This is a genomic window from Sphaerisporangium siamense (assembly GCF_014205275.1).
In the GTDB taxonomy this organism is placed as follows: domain Bacteria; phylum Actinomycetota; class Actinomycetes; order Streptosporangiales; family Streptosporangiaceae; genus Sphaerisporangium; species Sphaerisporangium siamense.
Map to the genome: position 1 here is coordinate 1,633,923 of NZ_JACHND010000001.1, position 19,558 is coordinate 1,653,480.

The 19,558-nt window shown below is 70.7% G+C and carries 16 protein-coding genes, 1 tRNA gene and 1 pseudogene; 7 read left to right on the forward strand and 11 right to left on the reverse strand.

The window, feature by feature from the left end; translation table 11 throughout:
* Positions 1-58: 58 nt before the first annotated feature.
* Genes BJ982_RS07645 through BJ982_RS07670 form a run of 6 tightly spaced genes read right to left on the reverse strand, consistent with a single transcriptional unit; the run spans position 59 to position 6,825 of the window.
* Complete coding sequence (locus BJ982_RS07645; RefSeq protein WP_239122953.1) at positions 59-1,495, reverse strand: serine/threonine-protein kinase; 1,437 nt, start codon at positions 1,493-1,495, stop codon at positions 59-61.
* Complete coding sequence (locus tag BJ982_RS07650; protein ID WP_184877848.1) at positions 1,492-2,940, reverse strand: peptidoglycan D,D-transpeptidase FtsI family protein; 1,449 nt, start codon at positions 2,938-2,940, stop codon at positions 1,492-1,494. The genes BJ982_RS07645 and BJ982_RS07650 overlap by 4 nt, the downstream gene beginning before the upstream one ends.
* The gene (locus BJ982_RS07655; protein WP_373869629.1) at positions 2,937-4,313 is read right to left on the reverse strand and encodes an FtsW/RodA/SpoVE family cell cycle protein; all 1,377 of its coding nucleotides are present in this window, start codon (positions 4,311-4,313) and stop codon (positions 2,937-2,939) included. The genes BJ982_RS07650 and BJ982_RS07655 overlap by 4 nt, the downstream gene beginning before the upstream one ends.
* Positions 4,314-5,603, reverse strand: coding sequence for a Stp1/IreP family PP2C-type Ser/Thr phosphatase (locus BJ982_RS07660; protein WP_184877850.1), 1,290 nt, complete (start codon positions 5,601-5,603; stop codon positions 4,314-4,316).
* The gene (locus BJ982_RS07665) at positions 5,600-6,067 is read right to left on the reverse strand and encodes an FHA domain-containing protein FhaB/FipA (protein WP_184877852.1); all 468 of its coding nucleotides are present in this window, start codon (positions 6,065-6,067) and stop codon (positions 5,600-5,602) included. The genes BJ982_RS07660 and BJ982_RS07665 overlap by 4 nt, the downstream gene beginning before the upstream one ends.
* Positions 6,068-6,084: 17 nt before the next feature.
* Entirely contained in the window at positions 6,085-6,825 is a 741-nt protein-coding gene (locus BJ982_RS07670; RefSeq protein WP_184610524.1) for an FHA domain-containing protein, read from the reverse strand.
* A 92-nt stretch (positions 6,826-6,917) separates the two neighbouring features.
* Here BJ982_RS07670 and BJ982_RS07675 point away from each other — a divergent pair.
* Positions 6,918-7,000, forward strand: a tRNA-Leu gene (locus tag BJ982_RS07675).
* Between the two features lie 473 nt (positions 7,001-7,473).
* On the opposite strand, the gene BJ982_RS07680 is transcribed toward BJ982_RS07675, so the two are convergent.
* Together BJ982_RS07680 and BJ982_RS07685 are read right to left on the reverse strand one after the other, a co-directional pair.
* Positions 7,474-8,553 carry a hemolysin family protein gene (locus tag BJ982_RS07680; RefSeq protein ID WP_184877853.1) on the reverse strand — a complete coding sequence of 360 codons (1,080 nt, stop codon included), beginning with the start codon at positions 8,551-8,553 and terminating at the stop codon, positions 7,474-7,476.
* The gene (locus tag BJ982_RS07685; protein WP_184877855.1) at positions 8,550-9,914 is read right to left on the reverse strand and encodes a hemolysin family protein; all 1,365 of its coding nucleotides are present in this window, start codon (positions 9,912-9,914) and stop codon (positions 8,550-8,552) included. Before BJ982_RS07685 ends, BJ982_RS07680 begins: the two co-directional genes overlap by 4 nt.
* Positions 9,915-10,251: 337 nt before the next feature.
* On the opposite strand from BJ982_RS07685, the gene BJ982_RS07690 reads away from it, so the two are divergent.
* Positions 10,252-11,484, forward strand: a complete 1,233-nt coding sequence (locus tag BJ982_RS07690; protein WP_239122952.1) for an LCP family protein — start codon at positions 10,252-10,254, stop codon at positions 11,482-11,484.
* 22 nt (positions 11,485-11,506) lie between these two features.
* Here BJ982_RS07690 and BJ982_RS07695 read toward each other — a convergent pair whose 3' ends face one another.
* Entirely contained in the window at positions 11,507-12,163 is a 657-nt protein-coding gene (locus BJ982_RS07695) for a GOLPH3/VPS74 family protein (protein WP_184877857.1), read from the reverse strand.
* 166 nt (positions 12,164-12,329) lie between these two features.
* Between BJ982_RS07695 and BJ982_RS07700 the strand changes: the two genes are divergently transcribed.
* From BJ982_RS07700 to BJ982_RS07710, 3 genes are all read left to right on the forward strand, one after another.
* Positions 12,330-13,208: an Fpg/Nei family DNA glycosylase gene (locus BJ982_RS07700; protein WP_184877859.1), complete on the forward strand. Its 879-nt coding sequence runs from the start codon at positions 12,330-12,332 to the stop codon at positions 13,206-13,208.
* Positions 13,209-13,309: 101 nt separating this feature from the next.
* On the forward strand, positions 13,310-13,642 hold the full coding sequence (locus BJ982_RS07705) for a rhodanese-like domain-containing protein (protein WP_184877861.1): 333 nt from the start codon (positions 13,310-13,312) through the stop codon (positions 13,640-13,642).
* A 141-nt stretch (positions 13,643-13,783) separates the two neighbouring features.
* On the forward strand, positions 13,784-15,184 hold the full coding sequence (locus BJ982_RS07710; RefSeq protein WP_239122951.1) for a purine-cytosine permease family protein: 1,401 nt from the start codon (positions 13,784-13,786) through the stop codon (positions 15,182-15,184).
* Here the strand turns inward: BJ982_RS07710 and BJ982_RS40300 are convergent.
* Positions 15,144-15,722: pseudogene (locus BJ982_RS40300) on the reverse strand (methylated-DNA--[protein]-cysteine S-methyltransferase); the annotation flags it as partial. The gene BJ982_RS07710 and the pseudogene BJ982_RS40300 overlap by 41 nt on opposite strands.
* A gap of 171 nt (positions 15,723-15,893) precedes the next feature.
* Here BJ982_RS40300 and BJ982_RS07720 point away from each other — a divergent pair.
* The gene (locus BJ982_RS07720; RefSeq protein WP_184877865.1) at positions 15,894-17,780 is read left to right on the forward strand and encodes a sensor histidine kinase; all 1,887 of its coding nucleotides are present in this window, start codon (positions 15,894-15,896) and stop codon (positions 17,778-17,780) included.
* A 152-nt stretch (positions 17,781-17,932) separates the two neighbouring features.
* Positions 17,933-18,367: an ATP-binding protein gene (locus tag BJ982_RS07725; RefSeq protein WP_307784630.1), complete on the forward strand. Its 435-nt coding sequence runs from the start codon at positions 17,933-17,935 to the stop codon at positions 18,365-18,367.
* Here BJ982_RS07725 and BJ982_RS07730 read toward each other — a convergent pair.
* Positions 18,350-19,549: an arginine deiminase gene (locus BJ982_RS07730; RefSeq protein ID WP_184877866.1), complete on the reverse strand. Its 1,200-nt coding sequence runs from the start codon at positions 19,547-19,549 to the stop codon at positions 18,350-18,352. The genes BJ982_RS07725 and BJ982_RS07730 overlap by 18 nt on opposite strands.
* Positions 19,550-19,558 lie beyond the last annotated feature (9 nt).

Here is a 19,558-nt window from a genome sequence, read left to right on the forward strand (position 1 = left end):
ATCTTGGGTACCGGCCCGCGGTGCGGCTGCCGGTGTCCATCATCGACCGCGCGCCGCATTACGTCTCCCCGTTCGGGGTGATTGTGGTGCTTGCGGATGAAGTGGGGCTTGGCGTCTCGCTCGGTGTGGGGGTCGGTGTGGGCGTCGGAGTAGGGGTCGGAGTAGGAGACGGAGTGGGCGTCGGCGTCGGGCGCCGGGTTGGAGACGCCGTTCTGCTTACCGTAGCCGACCGTGACACGGTGGGCCTGACAGACGTCACCGGTTTCGGTGGACGTGACGTCGTCGCCGTCTTCGACGGGGAGGGCGAGCGAACCGGCTCCTTGGTCACCGGTTCGGCCGGGCTGCTGGGCGCGGTCTCCAGCCCGAACGGGAGGCCGCCCGCCGCGAGCGCGCCGAACCCGACCGCGGCCGCGCAGCCCGCCGCGGCGAACAGGCCGAAGGCCTTGCGACGCCGCCGCGCCGGAGGCGCGCTCACCGGCCGGGGCCCGCCTGGCTGGGCGGGACGGCCGCCGGGCGGGCGGCCGATGCGGGTGTGCCCCGGCGACTCCGGGACGCGCGTCTCGTACAGGCCGTCGGCCGTGCCGGCGGACGCGGGAGGCGTGACGGCCTGGCTCGCGAGGGCCTCGCGGACGGCGAACCCCGACGGGTCGGTCAGCGTGCTCAGGTGGGCGACGCCGGGCGTGGACAGCGCGTCGCGCAGCACCATCGCGCGGTCGGCCAGCTCACGCCCGTTCGCCGGCCGCTGCTCGGGGCTCTTGGCCAGCAGCGAATGCACCAGGGCGCGCACGGGCTCGGGCACCGACGCGGGCAGCGGCGGCACCGGCTCGTTCATGTGGAGCAGGGCGATCGCGACCTGGGTGGGCGCGACGAACGGCGGCCTGCCGGCGAGGCACTCGTAGGCGACGATCCCGAGGGAGTAGAGGTCGGTGGACGGCGTCAGGAGGCTGCCGGAAGCCTGCTCGGGGCTGACGTACTGCGCGGTGCCGAGCACGGTGCCCGTCATCGTCATGCGCGCCCCCTCCAGGGCCCGCGCGATGCCGAAGTCGGTGATCTTGATGGTTCCGGACCCGGTGACCAGCAGGTTGCCGGGCTTGATGTCGCGGTGGATGACGCCCGACCGGTGCGCGGTGTGCAGCGCGCGGGCCGTCTGGCCGACCACGTCCAGCGTCGCCTCGGGGCTCAGCGTGCCGTTGCGGGCCAGGACCGCCGCCAGGGCCTCCCCGGGCACCAGCTCCATCACCAGGTACGCGGTGTCGTCCTCTTCGCCGTAGTCGAACACCTGGGCGATGCCCGGATCGGACAGACCGGCGGTGATGCGGGCCTCGTTGCGGAAGCGCTCGCGGAACTCCGGGTGGCCGGCCACGTGCCGGCGGAGCAGCTTGACCGCCACCTCGCGGCCCAGCAGGCCGTCGTGCGCGCGCCACACCTCCCCCATGCCGCCGGCGGCGATCCGGGAGATCAGCCGGTAGCGGTCGTTCAGCACCCGTTGGGTCACCTGTCGAGCACCGCCTGCATGACGTCGTGCGCGATCGGCGCGGCGACCGCGCCGCCGGTGGCGTCGTTGCCGGCGCTGCCGGACTCGACGAACACCGCCACGGCCACCTTCGGGTCCTCGGCGGGGGCGAACGAGATGAACCAGGCGTGGGACGCCGCGCCCTGGGCGGTCTCGGCCGTGCCCGTCTTGCCCGCCACCGTGATGCCGGGGAGCTTGGCCGCCGAGCCCGTGCCCTTCTCCACCACGCTGACCATCATCTGCCGGAGCTCGTCGGCGACGTCCTGCGTGATCGCCTCGTCGAGCTCCTGGGGCCGCGCGCTGTCGATCTCGTCGCCGTCCGGACTGACGATCTTGTTGACCAGGTAAGGCTTCATGACCTTGCCCTGGTTGCCGACCGCGGCGGCGACCATCGCCATCTGGAGCGGCGTCATCTGGTTGCTGCGCTGCCCGATCGAGGTCTGGACCAGCGCGGCCTTGCCCTCGTCCTTACCGATGTCGCTCGGCACGACCCGGAGCGGGATGTTCATGGCGGTCCCGACGCCGAACTTGCCCGCCTGCTCCTTGAGCTTGTCGTAGCCCATCTCCAGGGCCATGGTGCCGAACGCGGTGTTGCACGAGATCGTCAGGGCGTCCAGCATGGTGGCCCGGCCGCCACAGGACTCGCCGTGGTAGTTGCGCAGGCCGATCGTGGTACCCGGCAGCGGCAGGACGTCCGGCGCGTCCACGGTGGTGTTGACGTCCCGGGAGTCGTCCTCGCTGAGGTAGGCGGCCGAGGTGATGACCTTGAAGGTCGAACCGGGGGCGTAGGTCCTGTCGATCGCGCGGTTCAGCAGGGGCTGGTTGTCGTCCTTGTTGAGCTTGTTGTAGACCTGCGCGGCCTTGGCCCTGTCGGGCGCCGCCATGGTGTTGGGGTCGAAGCTCGGCACCGAGACCATGGTGAGGATCGCGCCGGTCTTCGGGTCCAGCGCCACGACCGCGCCGCGTTTGCCGCTTCTCTCCAGCGCCCGGTAGGCGACCTCCTGGGCCTTCGGCACCAGGGTCAGGTCGACGGCGGCGCCGCGGCTCGGCTTGTTCGTGATCAGATCCACGGTGCGGCGGACGAACAGGTCCGGATGGGAGCCGTCGAGATAGGCGTTCTCGGCGCCCTCGATGCCCTGCGCGCTCTCGGGGGCGAAGAAGCCGATGATGGGCGCGTACATCTTGCCGTTGGTGTATTTGCGCTGGAACCGGAACGTGCCGCCGGTGTCCACCGACTTCGCCAGCGTCTCACCGCCCGCGGTGATCATGCCGCGCTCGTTGGCGTAGCGGGCGAAGAAGCTGCGCAGATTGCGGGCGTCCTCACGCAGGCCTTCCGCCTTCACGGCCTGCACGTAGTTGATGTTGATCATCAGCAGGGCGAACATCAGGAGGCACGCCACGGAGGTGCGCTTGAGCGTGCCGTTCATCGCTGAAACACCTGCGTCAGTCCTTCGTCCTGGATGGCTTGCGGCGGCGGCCGGCGTGCGGCGTCTGACATGCGTACCAGCAGTGCGATGAGGATCCAGTTGGCCAGCAGGGCCGAGCCGCCCTGGGACATGAACGGCGTGACCAGGCCCGTGAGCGGGATCAGGTTCGTTACCCCGCCGACGATGATGAAAACCTGCCAGGCCAGGATGAACGAGATCCCGCCGGCCAGGAGCTTGCTGAACGGGTCGCGCGCGGCGACGGCCGTGCGCAGGCCGCGCTGGACGATCAGGCCGTACACCATGAGCAGCGCCATCAGGCCGGTGAGCCCGAGCTCCTCACCCGTGGCGGTGAAGATGAAGTCGGAGAAGGACAGCGGGATCAGGTCGGGGTGGCCCTGGCCGAGCCCGGTGCCGAGGACGCCGCCCGAACCCATGCCGAACAGGCCCTCCATGAGCTGCGCGCTGCCGCCGTCCTTGTAGAAGAGCTCCGGGTCCGCCGGGTTGAGCCAGACGTCGAAGCGGGCCCGCACGTGGTCGAACAGCACCCCCGCGGCGAACGCGCCGCTGAGGAAGAGCGTGATGCCGATGAGCACCCATGAGGTGCGCTGGGTGGCGATGTAGAGCATCGCGACGAACGCGCCGAACAGCAGCAGGGAGGTGCCGAGGTCCTTCTCCAGGACCAGCACGCCCACGCTGAGGATCCACGTGATCAGGACGGGGCCGAGGTCACGGGCGCGAGGCAGGTCGATGAACAGCAGGCGCCGCCCGGCGAGCGCCAGGACGTCGCGCTTGGCGACCAGATATCCGGCGAAGAACACGACGAGCGCCAGCTTGGCGAACTCGCCCGGCTGGATGGAGAAGCCGCCCACGCCGATCCAGATGCGGGCGCCGTTGAGCTCTTTGCCCAGACCGGGCACCAGAGGAAGGATCAGCAGCGCCATGCCGGTGAAGCCGGCCGTGTACGTCAGGCGCTGGAGAACGCGGTGGTCGCGCAGGACGAGCAGCGCCACGGAGAACATGACGATGCCGAGCCCGGTCCAGAAGAGCTGGGTGCTCGCCGAGGCCAGCTTGGGCGCGGACTGCTCGATGCGGTAGATCATCACCAGGCCCAGGCCGTTGACCAGGGTCACCAGTGGAAGCAGAAGGGGGTCGGCCCAGGGGGCGAACTTCGCCAGCACGAGATAGGCGGCGAGCATCAGGACGCCCAGACCGAGGCCGTAGGTGAGCATGCCCGCGGGCACCTGGTCGTTCAGACCCAGCCCGACATTGGCGTAGGCCACCATGACGATCGCCACGGCGAAGGCGAGCATGACAAGCTGTGCCCCCCGCCGTTTGGCGGTCGTGGGGACGGCCGCGACGTCGACGGCACTCACTTAAGAGGACTCCGTGCTCGGGGAGGCGGTCGGCTGGGTGATCTTCTTGTCACCACCGGATCGGGCCTTCAAGTCGTCGATCTTCGTCCTGCCTGCCTGGAGGTCGGTCACCGAGATGCCCGCCCGAACCTGGTCGCGCAGCGGCTGGGGGATGGAGGACACCGAGAGCCCGGTGCGCTGCTCGACATGGTTCAGTTGGATCGGTCCTATCGTGGTGTCCACCCCGCGGAACAACACTAGCTCGTCTCCCTGAGCGCCGACATAAAACTGATCTTGGGTCCACTGGTACCCGAAATACCCGCCCCCTCCCAGCACGACCACCAGCAGCACCAGGACGGTCACCGTGACCGGCCACATGCGCCGCCGCCTGACACGCCGCGGGGCGGCCACGGCGCTCGCCGCCGGGCCGCCCACGGGTTCGTCGTCCAGGTCGTCGTCCACGATCACGGGTTGCGGGGCGGTGATCGTGGACGCGCGTCCTGCCGGGGTGTCGGGAGGTTGTGATCTCAGCCGGCTCGACCCGGCGGCGCCCACCACGGCGGCATCACCCGCCACGACCTGACCCTCCTCGATCTCGACGACGTCCGCGACGATGCACGTGATGTTGTCGGGACCGCCCCCGCGGTTGGCGAGGTCGATGAGCTGGCGCACGACGGCGTCCGGCTCGTCCACGGTGGTCAGGGTGTGATGGAGCGTCTCGGCGCTGACGACGCTGGACAGGCCGTCGGAACAGAGCAGGTAGCGGTCGTTGACCTGCGCCTCGCGCAGCGACAGATCGGGATCGACCTCGCCGCTGCCGTCCAGCGCGCGCAACAGGATCGAACGCTGGGGATGGCTGGCGGCCTCCTCCTGGGTGATCCTCCCGTCGTCCACCAGCGACTGCACCAGGGTGTGATCATGCGTGATCTGGTACAGCTCGCCGTTCCTGAGCAGGTAGGCGCGGGAGTCGCCGACATGGACGAGGGCCACCCGGGTGCCCGACCACAACATGGCGGTGAGCGTGGTGCCCATGCCCTTGAGACTGGGATCGCGGCCGACCATCTCGTGCAGTCTGCGGTTGGCCTCGCGCACCGCGGCCTCGATGGCGCCGAGCAGGTCGCCCCCGGCCGTGTCCCGGTCGAGGGACGACATGGCGGATATGGCGACCGAACTGGCCACCTCACCGTGAGCGTGCCCGCCCATGCCGTCGGCGACGGCGAGCAGGCGCGGGCTCGCGTACGCCGAGTCCTCGTTTCCTTCGCGGAGGAGGCCGACGTCCGAGCGGGCGGCGTAGCGGAGTGCGATTGTCATTTGCGCAATTCGATGACGGTTTTGCCGATGCGGATCGGAACGCCGAGGTGCACCGGAGTCGGGCGGGTCACTTTAGATCGGTCAAGATAGGTTCCGTTGGTCGAGCCGAGGTCTTCCACGATCCACTGACCGTCCTGGGGGAACAGCCGGGCGTGCCGGCTGGAAGCGTAATCGTCGCTGAGAACCAGCGTGGCGTCATTCGCCCGACCGATAGTGATTGGCGTCTCCGTGAGGTTGATGATGGTTCCTTGCAGGGGGCCACCGGTCACGATCAACTGCCGCGGCTCCCCCTTCTTCGGCTTGGCCGGCTGACGTGCGGGTTTGGCCGGTTTACGCGCGGGGGCCTGGGCCGTCGCCCGTGATCCGAACAAGTCTGTCCGGATCACTCCGACCGCGGCAATCACAAAGAACCACAGCACCGCGAGGAACGCGAGCCGGATCAGCAGCAGAGTGAGCTCGGACATGGACCGTCTGTCTACCCTTAATCGCGCCGGAACACCAGAGTCGTGCGCCCCAAGGTCACACGGGTGCCGTCGTTGAGTTCGATCCGGCGAACCGGCTGGCCGTTGACGAAAGTGCCGTTCGTGGAACCGAGGTCGACCAGGGCGACGGTCGGGCCCTCCACCCTGAGCTCGGCATGGTGCCTGGAGACGCCTGGGTCCACCAACCGCAGATCGCAGTCGGTGCCCCTCCCGAGGAGCGTCACCGGAGTCGTCAGCTCGTACGACCGCTGCCCCTGCGGGTCGTCCTGAGTGGAGACCAGCAGACGCGGACGGCCGCCGAACGCGCTCGGCCTTCCCGGAGGCAGGTCGCTCACCGGATGCCTGATCTCGTCCTGCTCCACCGTGGCGCCGCGGATCACGCCCGAGCGGATGCGGAAAAGACCGACGGCCAGATCGTCGGCGGTCTCGAAGCGAACCCGGACGGGCCCCACGAACGAGTACCCCTGCTCCTTGGCGTACTCCCTGGCGAGGTTGGCGAGCTCGTGGCTGATGCTGTCGGCGTACACCTCCAGCCGCTCGGCGTCGGTCGTGGACAGCTCGACCACGAAGTCGTTGGGCACGAGAGTGCGGCCCTGCGCCACGATCGCGGCGCGTTCGTCCATCTCTCGCTGCACCGCGCTGGCGACCTCGACCGGCTGAAGGTCAGATTTGAACGCCCGCGCAAAGGCCCCCTCAACCAAGCCTTCGAGCCTGCGCTCGAAGCGCTGAAGGACTCCCACCGGGTACCTCCCTTCCTCCATCGTCTAGGAGGATCGTATCCGGGTTCGGTGGCATGCACGGATCCGTGCTAGCCTTTCCACGCACTCAAAGAGGGCGAGTGGCGGAACGGCAGACGCGCACGGTTCAGGTCCGTGTGTCCGAAAGGATGTGAGGGTTCAAATCCCTCCTCGCCCACTCGGGGCCCCGTGTTCGAAGCTCTTCTAGCTTCTTCCCGGGGCCTTTGTGTTTTCCTGGGGGGCGACCCCCCAGACCCCCACGTCACCTCGCCGGGCTCGAAGCCTGGCGGCTTCGTCGCCTCCGCTTTCGCGTGTGGGGCGCCGGCCGTCTTCCTGGCGGCCTGGTGGGGACGTACGCGTGAGGGCTCGTCGGCTTCGTGGCTTCGGGTCACGGCGGGGGACTGCCCGGAAAGATTTGGAAGATTCCTTGGCGGCCCGGGGTGCTTGGCGTGGCGCGCCGGGGGCGTGGCGGGGCTCACAAGGGTCTGGGCGGGGCTGTGTGATCGTTCTGAAGGGTTTCCCTCGGGGGGGCGGGCTTTCCCGAGGGAAACGATCTTCAGAGCCTCTGCGGGCCGGACAGAGGCGCCGGCCGTATTGCGGGGGGTGTGTCGGGGCACTCCGGATGTGTAGCCGGACGTGGTTTCAGATCACTTACGGGTTGCTTGCACCCGTCGCCTGCCGTGCGGCGGGCTTGCGCGCCGCCGCGTCCGGGCGGGTGCGCGTGTTGAGCAGCTCGCCCACCAGGTCGGTCAGGCTCACGAGGCCGGCCACGGCGCCGGACGGGTCGGTGACGAGGCCGACGTGCGCGTGGGCCTCCTGCAGGCGCGCCACGGCCTCCGGGAGCGTCGTGGCGGACTCCAGGCGCGGCAACTCGGTGATCAGCTTCTCCGGCGGGACGCCCGGGTGGATCAGCGTGTCGCGGACGTGCAGCACGCCGAGGACGTCCTGCGGGGACCCGTCGTTGACGAGCAGGCGGACGTGGCCGCTCGCCACCGCGACGTCGCGCACCAGGTCGCCGGAGGCGCCCGCGGGCACGGCCGTGGCCTCGCCGATCGGCACCATGAGCCTCTCGATCGGCTGGGACTGCACGCGCAGGGCGCGGGTCAGCAGGTCGTGCTCCTCGCGGTCGAGCAGCCCCATCCGGCCCGACTCGCCGACGAGCATCGCGAGCTGCGGCGGGGTCCTGGTGGTGCCGAGCTCGTCACGCGGGCGGACGCCGAACGCGCGCAGCAGCCCGTTGGCCAGGCCGTTGAGCGCCGCGATGATCGGCCTGGCGATCCAGGTGAACGCGCGGAACGGCAGGGCGAGGCCCATGGCGGCGCGCTCGGGGTGGGTGAGCGCCCAGGACTTGGGCGCCATCTCGCCCACCACCATGTGCAGGAACGTGATGATCGCCAGCGCGATGACGTAGGCCACGGCCACGCGCATGGAGGGCGGAAGGCCGACCAGGCCGAACACCGGCTCCAGCAGGTGTTCGATCGCCGGCTCGGTGACCATGGCGAGGCCCAGCGAGCACAGGGTGATGCCGAGCTGGGCGCCCGCGAGCATCAGCGAGAGCTGGCGGGCGTTGCGCAGCGCGGCGCGCCCGGCCGTCCTGGCGAGGCTGCCCCCGGCCGCGGCCTCCTCCAGGCGGTGGCGCCGCGAGGACACCACGGCGAACTCGGCCGCGACGAACAGGCCGTTGCCGATCAGCAGCAGGACGCCCAGCAGCAGCGCGGTGACGGTGCTCATCGGGCCTCACCGCTCACGGTCGCCGCGTTCCGCAGGCCCGGCGCCAGCCGCACCCGGTCGGGGATCCTGCGCTGCACGCCGAGGACGGTCAGCAGCACATCCGCGCCGTCCGGCTCCTCCTCGAACAGGTCGCGCTCCGTCACCAGGGGGACGACCACCTCGTCGCCGGGCTCGGCCAGGCGGCCGAGGCGCGCCATGATGAGGCCGGCCACGGTCTCGTAGTCCTCGCTCTCGGGCAGGCGCAGCCCGGTGGCGCGCTCCACCTCGTCGAGCCGGAGCGTGCCGGGCACCTCCCAGGTGCCGTCGCCCTTGGCCACGGCCTCGGCCGCCTCGGCGTCGTTCTCGTCCATGAGCTCGCCGACGAGCTCCTCGGCCAGGTCCTCCATCGTGACGACGCCGGCGAGGCCGCCGTACTCGTCGATCACGCAGGCCAGCTCGCCGCCTCCGGCCCGCATCCGGTCCAGCAGGGCGGGCAGCGGCAGCGTCGTCGGGACCAGCAGGGGCGCGGTGGCGATGCGCTCGATCGGCGTCTCGCCGGACCCGGCGCGCAGCAGCTCGCGCAGCCCGGCCACGCCGACCACGTCGCCGTCCTCGGCGCCGAGCACGGGGTAACGGGAGTGGCCGGAGGACTTCAAGGCCCGGAGCACGTCGGAGGCCGGACGGCCCGCGCGGACGGACACGACGCGCGGCCGGGGGACCATGACGTCCTCCGCGGTGCGGTCGCCGAACTCCAGCGCGCGCTCCAGCAGGTCCGACAGGCGCTCGGACAGGTCGCCCGCAGCCTCGGACTCGGCGATGATGCGGGAGAGCTCCTCGGGTGTGGCGCCGTGCTCGATCTCCTCGACCGGCTCGATGCCGAACAGGCGCAGCAGGCGGGTGGCCGCGGCGTCGAACAGCCGGATCACCGGGCCGGCGACGGCCATGTAGATCAGCGTGGAGCGGGACAGCCACTTGGCCACCACTTCGGGGCGCGCGATCCCGAGGTTCTTGGGCACCAGCTCGCCGAGCACCATCTGCACGACCGTGGCGACGACCAGGCCGAGGGCCACCGCGATGCCGGGCACGACGGAGCCGGGCACGCCCGCGGCCGACAGGCCGGGCCGGATCAGCGGCGTGAGGGCGGGTTCGGTGACGAAGCCCACGAGCAGCGTGGTGACCGTGATGCCGAGCTGGGCGCCCGACAGCATGAACGAGAGCTTGCCGGTGACCTCCAGAGCCCGCCGGGCGGGCGCGTCGCCGGATTCGGCCTGCTCACGGAGAACGGCACGGTCGACGGCGACGAACGCGAACTCCTGCGCGACGAAGTAGCCCGTCGCGAGAGTGAGAAGTAGTACGGCCGACAGACCGAGAAGCACGTTCACAGGTCTGCCTTCCCCGATTCAATGGGTCCCGTGCCGAGGCACGGGCAGGTACTCCACGGGTCGGGAGTGGACACGACTGTCCTTTCGATAGTGGTCTTCGTTAACGCTAACGGCCCAGGCCCGGCCGATGTTTCCCGGGGATCCCCATTGGTGACCTACTGTGACTCTGCGTACTTTTACATGAGAAAACCTTGGGCAAGGGAGCGCGTCGAGGGCTCGCGACGGCGTACTTTCGAAGCAGACCTGGTTCCAGCCTCAGGACGGGGACGACGACGTGGGTGATTGGCCTGGTGAGCGGGCCGGGGGGTCCGACGGACGCGAGGGGCCTACCCGCGCGATGCGGCGGCCCGGCGAGAACGCGCGGTACGCCCCGCCCGGAGGTGAGGGCGAGTACTCGGCGGGCCAGCCGGCCCATCGCCTGCCCCGGGGTTCCGGGGGCGGAGGCGGCGAGGACGACGAGGCGACACGGCTGGAGGGGTTCCCTGCGGGCGCCGCGGCGGAACCGTCCAAGGGGAGGTCGCGCGTTTACGGAAAGCCCAGGTCCGGGCAGTCGCCGGTCCGGCCCCTGGCGTCGGGCGGCAGGTCCGGGGACGACGACCGTCCTCCCCGCGAGCGCCGGCCGCGCCGCACCGGGCGCATCGTGCTGCGCGTCGTGGTGATTTTGCTGGCGCTGCTGCTCGTGCTGGTGGTGGCCGGGTATTTCTGGATCAACTCCCGTATCAGCACCATCGAGTCGCTCACCGACTATGACGGTCGCCCCGCGGCCACCCCCGGCGAGGACTGGCTGCTGGTCGGCTCCGACAGCCGGGCCGGGTTGTCGGCGGCGCAGCGCAAGAAACTCGCCACCGGCCGGGCGGTCGGCAAGCGCACCGACACGATGATGCTGCTGCACATCCCCGAGAGCGGACGCCCGACCCTCGTCAGCCTTCCCCGCGACTCCTACGTGCCGATCGACGGGCACGGCAGCGACAAGCTCAACGCGGCGTACGCCTACGGCGGTCCCAAGCTGCTCGCCAAGACGGTCGAGAAGGTCACCGACATCCGGATCGACCACTACATGGAGATCGGCTTCAGCGGGTTCGTCGGCATCGTGGACGCGGTGGGCGGCGTGAACATCTGCGTCAAGCAGAACATCAAGGACCACAAGGCCGGGATCAACCTGAAGAAGGGCTGCCAGGACATGGACGGCGGCACCGCGCTCGGGTACGTCCGCACCCGCGCGACGGGCGCGCTGCCCGACTTCGACCGCACCCAGCGCCAGCGCCAGTTCTTCTCGGCGGTGGTCAAGAAGGCGGCGGCGCCCGGCGTGCTGATCAACCCGTTCCGGTCGATCCCGCTGGCGACGAGCGCCACCGACTCGGTGGCCGTGGACCCGGGGACGGGCGCCTTCGACCTGTTGTCGCTGGGCCTGGCGATGGGCGGGGACCCGATCGCCACGGCCGTCCCGGTCGGCTCGCTGCCGACGATCAACGGCGCCTCCGTCGTCAAGTGGAACACCGAGAAGGCGCTGCGTCTCTTCAACGCCCTGGCCGAGGACAAGCCCGTCCCCAAGGACGTCCTCGCCAACTAGCCGGTCTCGTGGCGCTTCTCGGTCAGGTCGCGGCGATGGTGCTGGACGCTATGGTGGCCGCGGTCACGCCGGCCATCACGGCGGCGTTGACCGCGGCGATCGCTTTGGCGACCGCGGGACCGGCCCAGTCGCCTTCGATGATCTCTTTGACCCGTGCCTTGTCCACGTCCGGGAAGATCTTGGGGAGGAGCCGGCAGGCGTGCAGCACGCCGGCGAGGACGGCGGAGCGCTCGTCGGGCTCCGCGCCCGCCAGCACCTCGGCGAGCCGTGTGCGGGCGGCGCGCTCGACGCCGGGGTCGGCCTCGGGGTAGCTGTGCGTGGTGAACAGGCCCAGCACCTTCGTGGTGCGCTCGCTCAGCACTCCGCGCCCGACCAGACGGGTCAGCATGCGCTCGCGCAGATGGGCCGAGCGCAGCCGGGTGACCCACGCGTCCGGCTTGCGCTCCCGGCCGTCGTCCGCGATGCGGGCGAGCGCGGCGTCCAGTTCCTCGTCGCCGAGCGGCGCGGGGTCGAGGACGACGATCTTCTTGGCTTCGAGGCCGACGCGCCCGCTGAGGAACAGGTCGGCCAGCAGCGCGCCCGCGAGCCCGGCGTCCAGCGCGGTCGTGGGCACCAGAGGCTTGCCCGTGTCCTCACCGTAGGCCAGCAGCAGAAGCTCCTCGGCGATCGTCACGTCCACGATGACCTCCAGGTGGTCCGAGCAGTCCCTGACACCGTAACCACGCCGGGACGGGCGCGCGTGCCGGGAGCGGCGTTGTCCACAGGCGGAGATGGATATCCACAGGCCGGGGCCTCCGGGGTGCCACTGCCGGTTTCGTGGCCAGGTGACCGGTTAGTGTGAGGGCATGCCCGAGCTTCCCGAGGTGGAGTCGCTGGTGGAGTTCCTCCGCGAGCGGGCCGTCGGCCGCCCGGTCGCGGCCGTCGACGTCGTCGCCTTCCAGGCGCTGAAGACCGTCGACCCGCCCGTCACCTCGCTGCCCGGCCTCACCGTGACCGGCGTGCGCCGGCACGGCAAGTTCCTCGACCTCGACTGCGACGGCGTCCACTTCATCGTCCACCTGTCCCGGGCGGGCTGGCTGCGCTGGCGCGACGATCTCTCGGGCTCGAGGCCGGTGCGCCCAGGCAAGGGGCCGCTCGCCGTACGAGTGCGGTTCGCGCCCGAGGACGACGGCGCGCAGCCGGGCTTCGAGCTGACCGAGGCCGGCACCCAGAAACGCCTGGCGGTGTACGTCGTGCGCGACCCGGCCGAGGTGCCGGGCATCGCGGCGCTCGGCCCCGACCCGCTGGCGCCGGAGTTCACACGCGAGACCCTGAAGGCGATCGTGAACGGCAGCCGCGCGCAGATCAAGGGGTTGCTGCGCGACCAGAAGGTGATCGCGGGCATCGGCAACGCCTACTCCGACGAAGTCCTGCACGCGGCCAGGATGTCCCCCTTCAAGATCGCGGGCACGCTCACGGACGAGGCCGTCGCCGACCTGTACGAGGCCATCGTGGACACGCTGCGCGCGGCCGTCGACCGCGCGCACGGCATCGCCGCGAAAGATCTCAAGAGCGAGAAGAAGTCGGGTCTGCGGGTGCATGGCCGTACCGGCGGGGCATGCCAGGTGTGCGGGGACACGATAAGAGAAGTCTCTTTCGCCGACTCGTCCCTGCAGTACTGCCCGACCTGCCAGACGGGCGGCAAGCCCCACGCGGACCGTCGATTGTCCCGCCTGCTCAAGTAGGGTGCGATCCCCTGCAGACCCCGCCTTCTGGGGAAAAGGCATGTCTCCGTCACCGATGGCAACTTTCCGTTAGCGGGCGGAACGGTCGCGTAACGGGGACAATGGAAGGCATGAACGTCCCAGAGATCGAAGCCAACGCCGTGCCGGACGGCGCTTTCCTGCTCGACGTGCGCGAGCCCGACGAATGGCAGGCCGGCCACGCCCCCACCGCCGTGCACATCCCGCTCGGCGCGTTGCAGCAGCGCCTCGACGAGGTGCCCGCCGACGTCCCCGTCTATGTCGTCTGCCGCGTCGGCGGCCGGTCCGCCCAGGCCACCGCCTGGCTGAACCACGTGGGCCGCGAGGCCGTCAACGTCGGAGGCGGCATGCAGTCCTGGGCCGCCGCGGGCCGCCCGATGGTGGCGGAGAACGGGTCCCGGCCCTACGTCGCGTGACCGATCAATGTAATAATCCAGTAAAACTGCACACCGCGGGAGCTCGGACGCAACCGGGCTGAGAGGGCGGTTCCCACCGGCAGTGGGCGCGCCGCCGACCGCATGAACCTGTCCGGGTAATGCCGGCGTAGGGAGCGCGCGATGTCGTCCGCTGTCGATGAAGCCCCTCTGACTCTCGACCAGGCGCCGCCGAAGACGTTGGGAGCCCTTGACCAGGGGGCCTTCTGGGCGAATCTGGGGGTCAGCCTTCTCGGGTTCTCGGGGGCGCTGTACCTGATCAAGCCGTCGGGCGACAGGCCGCTGAGCCTGGTGGCGGCCGTGCTCGCCGCCGTGGTCGGGAGCCTGATCGGCACGGTGATGGTCGGGCTCGCGGCCGTGCCGGGGGCGCGTACCGGGGCCCCGGCCATGGTGCTGCTGCGCGGGCTGTTCGGGGTGCGCCTGTCGTACGTCCCCACGGTGCTGAACATCGTCCAGATGCTCGGCTGGGGCGCGTTCGAGCTGTGGGTGATCGCCACCGGCGCCCAGGCCATCTTCGGGGAGGCCGTCCCGTACCAGGTCTGGGTGCTGGGGGCGGGCGCGCTCACCATCGCGCTGACCATACGGCCGCTCGGGGCGATCCGGCTGCTGCGGCGCTTCGTGACGGCGGGCGTGATCGTCGCGATGGCGTGGCTGGCCGTGGCGCTGCTGCGAGAGGGGCCCGAGCTGGGCCCCGGTGACTGGCACGCGTTCGCGCCCGCGGTCGACTACGTGATCGCGCTGTCGGTGTCCTGGGTGCCCGTGGCCGCCGACTACGCGCGGCACTCCCGCTCCGGCCGGGCGGCGTTCGCCGGCGTGGTCGGCGGTTACACGATCGCGCAGGTCGCGTGCCTGACGATGGGCGTGCTCGCGCTGGCGCTGGTGGGCAACGACCCGAACCGGGTGTGGGATCCGTTCGTCGCCGTCCCTCTGGGCGGCCTGTTCTTCGGCATCCTGGTGCTGCGCGAGGCCGACCAGTCGTTCGCGAACGTGTACTCCACGGCGATGTCCCTGCAGAACCTGCTGCCCCGGGTGGACCGCCGCGCCTTCTCCGTGGGCGTGGGAGTGCTCACCACGGTGGTCGCGCTGTTCGTCAACGTCAACTCCTACGGGGCGTTCCTCGGTGTGATCGGCGCGGTGTTCGTCCCGATGTTCGCCGTCCTGGCCGCCGACTACTTCCTGCTCGGCGCGGCCGGCCGCTGGAACACCTCGCAGGACGCCCCGTCCCGCGGGCTCATGCTCGTGCCGTGGGTGCTCGGCTTCGTGGCCTACTGGCTCGTCACCGCCACGCCGACGGTGGCCTGGTGGGACTCCGTCTGGGGGTGGGCGCGCGAGGCGATCGGCTTCGAGCGGCAGCCGTGGATGAACGCGGCGCTGGCGTCGGCCCTGGTCGCCGCGCTGGTCACGCTGGCGCTGGGCCGGGTGACACGCCCTCGAGGCGCAGCAGGTGCTCCTTGGCGGCGGGCCCCCCGGCGTACCCGCCGAGAAGTCCTGGCGCCTCGATCGCCCGATGACACGGCACGATGACGCAGACCGGGTCGGCGGCGAGCGCGTTGCCGATGGCGCGCAGCGCGTGCGGCCGCCCGATCCGATCGGCGATCTCCTGATATGTCGTGACACTGCCGTAGGGGACGGCCATCGTCATCTGCAGCACCGTGCGGGCGAACGGCGTCGCCAGCCGGAGGTCCACCGGCACCGTGAACGCCCGCAGCCTGCCTGAGAAGTAGGCGTCCAGCTCGCGGCGGATCGGGTCGAGGCGCCGGGGGTCGTTGCCGATGAACGTGCCGATCTCGCGTGAGACCCGCGCGAAGACGACGTGTTCGTCCTCGAAGCTGCACGCGGCCACTCCGCGCGCGGTGACGGCGAGCGCGAGGCGCCCCACCGGGGTGTCGGTGATGCCGAAGGCGATGTCGGGCGGGGTCTCGCCCACGTAGTCGGGGGAGGTCACCCGCACCAGGGCGTCGAGATCGCCTGCCGTCATCGCCCGCACCCCTCCCGGTCCCGCTATCCGCAGCGTAGCGGAGTGCGGCCTCCTACCGGCCACGACGCAGTCGCCGAAGTCCATGTCGCCCCGATTGGGGATGCTTTACCCAGGCCGGGAGAGGGGAAGAATCCTCTCTCGTCGAGTCATCCGGGTCCTCCGGTGGCGCATGGGATGGTACGGGGCTGGCGAATGCGACTATTCGCACATCGAAAGTGCCAAGACGCGGCGGAGAAAACAGGCACGATGGGGGGCATGAGTGACGACAGGGTAGAGATCGCCGATGAAGGCTTTGCTCACGCTGTCCTCGCGAGCGCGGCGAACGCCGTCGTGGCCCTCGACCGTGATCTCAACGTCCTGATGTGGAACCCCGCCGCCGAGCGCCTGTTCGGCTTCGCCGCGGCCGACGTCACCGGGCGCAGGGCGCCGCTGGTGCCGGACGAGCTGACGGCCGAGCACCACGCCGTCCTGGAGCGCGTCCGCACCGGCGACCCGGTCTCGCTGCGCACCAAGCGCCGCCATCGCGACGGCTCGCTGGTGGACGTCGGCGTCGACATGAGCGCGCTCCGCTCGGAGAGCGGCGCGCTGCTGGGATACGTCAGCGTCTACCACCTGATCGCCGACGACGCGGTCGCGCGCGACCGGGGAGCGCGCCGGGCGCGGCTGGTCCGCCGGCTCACCGACGTCGTCGCCGACATCAACGCCGAGCTGGAGCTGCCGGCCGTCCTGGACCGCATCGCCGCGAGCCTCACCGAGCTCACCGGGGCCGACGCCGGCGGCTTCGTGCTGATCGAGGACGAGCGCCTGCGCCTGGTCAGCGCGCACGGGCTGCCGGGCAGGCTCAAGGGCGCCACCGCCGACCTGCGCAGCAGCCTGGTCGGCAAGCTGCTGCGCACGGGCAAGACCGTCCTGCTGGAGACCAACGACCGCACCGCGCTGGACGAGCTGATCTGGTCGGAGCTGCCCGGCCTGCACACCATCGCGCTCGGCGTCGCCGCCGTGGGCGGGCGGCCGTACGGGGCGTTGTACGCGTTGTTCGCCGAGGGGACGGCCGGGCACATCGAGCTCGAACTGCTCGAACTGCTCGCCGGGCACGCCGGCATCGCCCTCGGCAACGCGATGGCCTACCAGGACGCCGTACGGCAGCGCGCCCACGAGCGCGCCGTCGTGGACGCCAGCGCCGACGGCATCGCGGTGCTCGACGACCTCGGCCTCGTCCGCCAGTGGAACCCGGCCGCCGAGGAGCTGACCGGCGTGCGCGCCTGCGAGGTGATCGGCGGGCGCCCGCCGTTCCCGCTGCCCGCGCCGGGGCAGAAGCTCACCACCCAGCTCACCACCGGACGCTGGCTGGACGTGGTGAGCGCGGAGATCGTCGAGACCGGCGAGATCGTCGTGGACTTCCGCGACGTCACCCGCGCCAAGGAGCTGGAGGAGGCCAAGGATCTCTTCCTGGCCACCACCAGCCACGAGCTGCGCACGCCGATCACCGTGGTGCAGGGGTTCGCCCACACCCTCGACGCCCGCTGGGACAAGCTGTCGGACGCCGAACGCCGCTCGGCCGTGCGGACGATCGCCGAACGGTCGCGGGCGCTTGGCCAGCTCATGGACCACCTGCTGCTCGGCGCCCGCGCCGGGGCCGAGGAGCTGAAGGTGCGCGTGGAGAGCTTCGACCTCGGCGAGCGGGCGCGGGCGGCCACGCTGGGGCTGCCGGTGCTCTCCGACCGGCACCGCGTGGAGGTCGAGATCCCCGCCGACCTGCCGTGGGTGGACGGCGACGCGCTGGCCACCGACATCCTGCTCGGGCAGTTGCTGGAGAACGCGTTCAAGTACTCGCCGGACGGCGGGCTGATCCGGGTGCTCGCCTGGCAGGAGACCGACCTCGTCGTCCTGGTCGTGGACGACGAGGGGGTGGGCATCCCGCCGGACGACCGCGAGCGGGTGTTCGAGCGGTTCGTCCAGGCCGACAGCGGGGACCGGCGCCGGTTCGGCGGCGTCGGGCTCGGGCTCTACATCGCCAGGAGCCTGGCGCGGGCCCAGGGCGGCGAGCTGACCGCGCATTCCCGCCCAGGTGGGGGGACCCGAATGAGATTCGTCCTACGCACCGCTCCCGCCTATATCGGATCCGACACACCGAACCGGTAACGGGCCGGTCACGGATGAACGTGCGTAATGCCGTTTCTGCACAAGCAATGATCGCCATGCGGTTTCCCCAAGCTTCGATCGGGGCATTTCGGTCGTACTGGGATGTGTTTTCCTCAGGGGGAAATGCAGGAGAACGGGGAAGTGAGGGCGTCGTGCTGTTGCCGTATGCGCCGACCAGCGTCGCCGTCGCACGCCAGCGTCTCAGCGCCGATCTCGAGGAGTGCGGGGTGTTCACCGCCGCCATAGAGGACGCCGTCCTGGTGGTGAGCGAACTGCTGAGCAATGCGCTCCGTCACGCCCACCCCCTCCCGTCCGGCCAGATCAAGGCCACTTGGGACTGGGCGAACGACCATCTTGAGGTCACGGTGAGTGACGGAGGGGCGACCACGGAGCCGCGCGCGGCGCGGCCGGCGCTCTCCTCGCTCGGCGGGCGCGGGCTCGGCATCGTCGAGTTCCTCGCGGAGCGCTGGGGCGTGCGCCACGACGGAGAGATGACTACTGTTTGGGCGGTTCTCCACGCTCCGGTGGGAGTCCTTAATTCACAAGTGAGAACGCCCGAAATAGGGGCACTACACGAGTGCGGCTAGCCGTTCTCTGCTGATAGGGCAGGACATACAGCGCGGGCCGCCCCGGCCGCTGCCGAGTTCGCTTCCGGCAATTCGGATCACCTGCACTCCGGCGGCCTCAAGACGGGCGTTCGTCTCCACATTGCGCTCGTAGGCGACCGCCACGCGCGGCGCGAGGGCGAGCGTGTTGTTCCCGTCGTCCCACTGCTCCCGCTCCGCGGTCACCGGGTCCAGCCCGGTGTCGATCACCTTGACCCGCTCGACCCCCATCGCCTGCGCCGCCGCCTCCAGGAACGGGCGCGGCTCGAAGACCCGCAGCTCCCCGTCCCCCATCGACGTGACCGTGTACGCCTGCAGCGAGTACGCGACCGGCGGGTACATGACGACCGTGTCCACGTCCACCATCGTGCAGATGGTGTCGAGGTGCATCGTGGCCCGCTGCTGGGCGATCGGCACGGCCAGCACGGTGTGCGCGAGGCCCGCCGCGAAGACCCTGCGGCACAGCCGTTCCACCCCGGCCGGCGTCGTACGCTCCCCGGTGCCCACCGCGATCACCCCGGGCCCCATCAGCAGCACGTCGCCGCCCTCCACGTGTTCGAGCCACGGCTCGTACAGGTGCTCGGTGCCGGCGAAGCGCGGGTGGTGGGTGTAGATCAGGCGGGTGAGGTTGCTCTCGCGGGCGCGGGCGGGCATGGCGAGGCTGGTCACGGCCACCTTGTCGCCGATCCACACGCTGGAGTCGCGGGTGAACAGCAGGTTGGGCAGCGGGTCGATCACGAAGTCGTGCCGGTCGAGCAGGCCGTACACCAGGCCCCTGCCCGTCTTCAGCTCCTCGTGGGCGAGGCCGGCGATCAGGGTGTGGGCGAGCCGCTCGGGGTCCAGGTCGGCGAGGTAGCGCCGGGTCAGGGCGGCGAGGGTGTCCCCGAGCTGCCGTTCCTGGAGCACGGCGGGGATGATCTCCTCCCGCGCGGACTCGTACTCCAGGGCGTCCTGCAGCAGCTCGGCGACGTAGAGCACCTCGACGCCGTGCGCGCGCAGCGCCTCGGCGAAGGCGTCGTGCTCCTCCTGGGCCCGGCCCACCCAGGGGATGGAGTCGAAGAGCAGTTTGTCGTTGTTACGGGGGGTCAGCCGCTTGAGCTCGGCGCCGGGGCGGTGCAGGAGCACCGTCGCCAGGCGCCCGACCTCGCTGTCGGCACCGTTCATCGTTCGGCC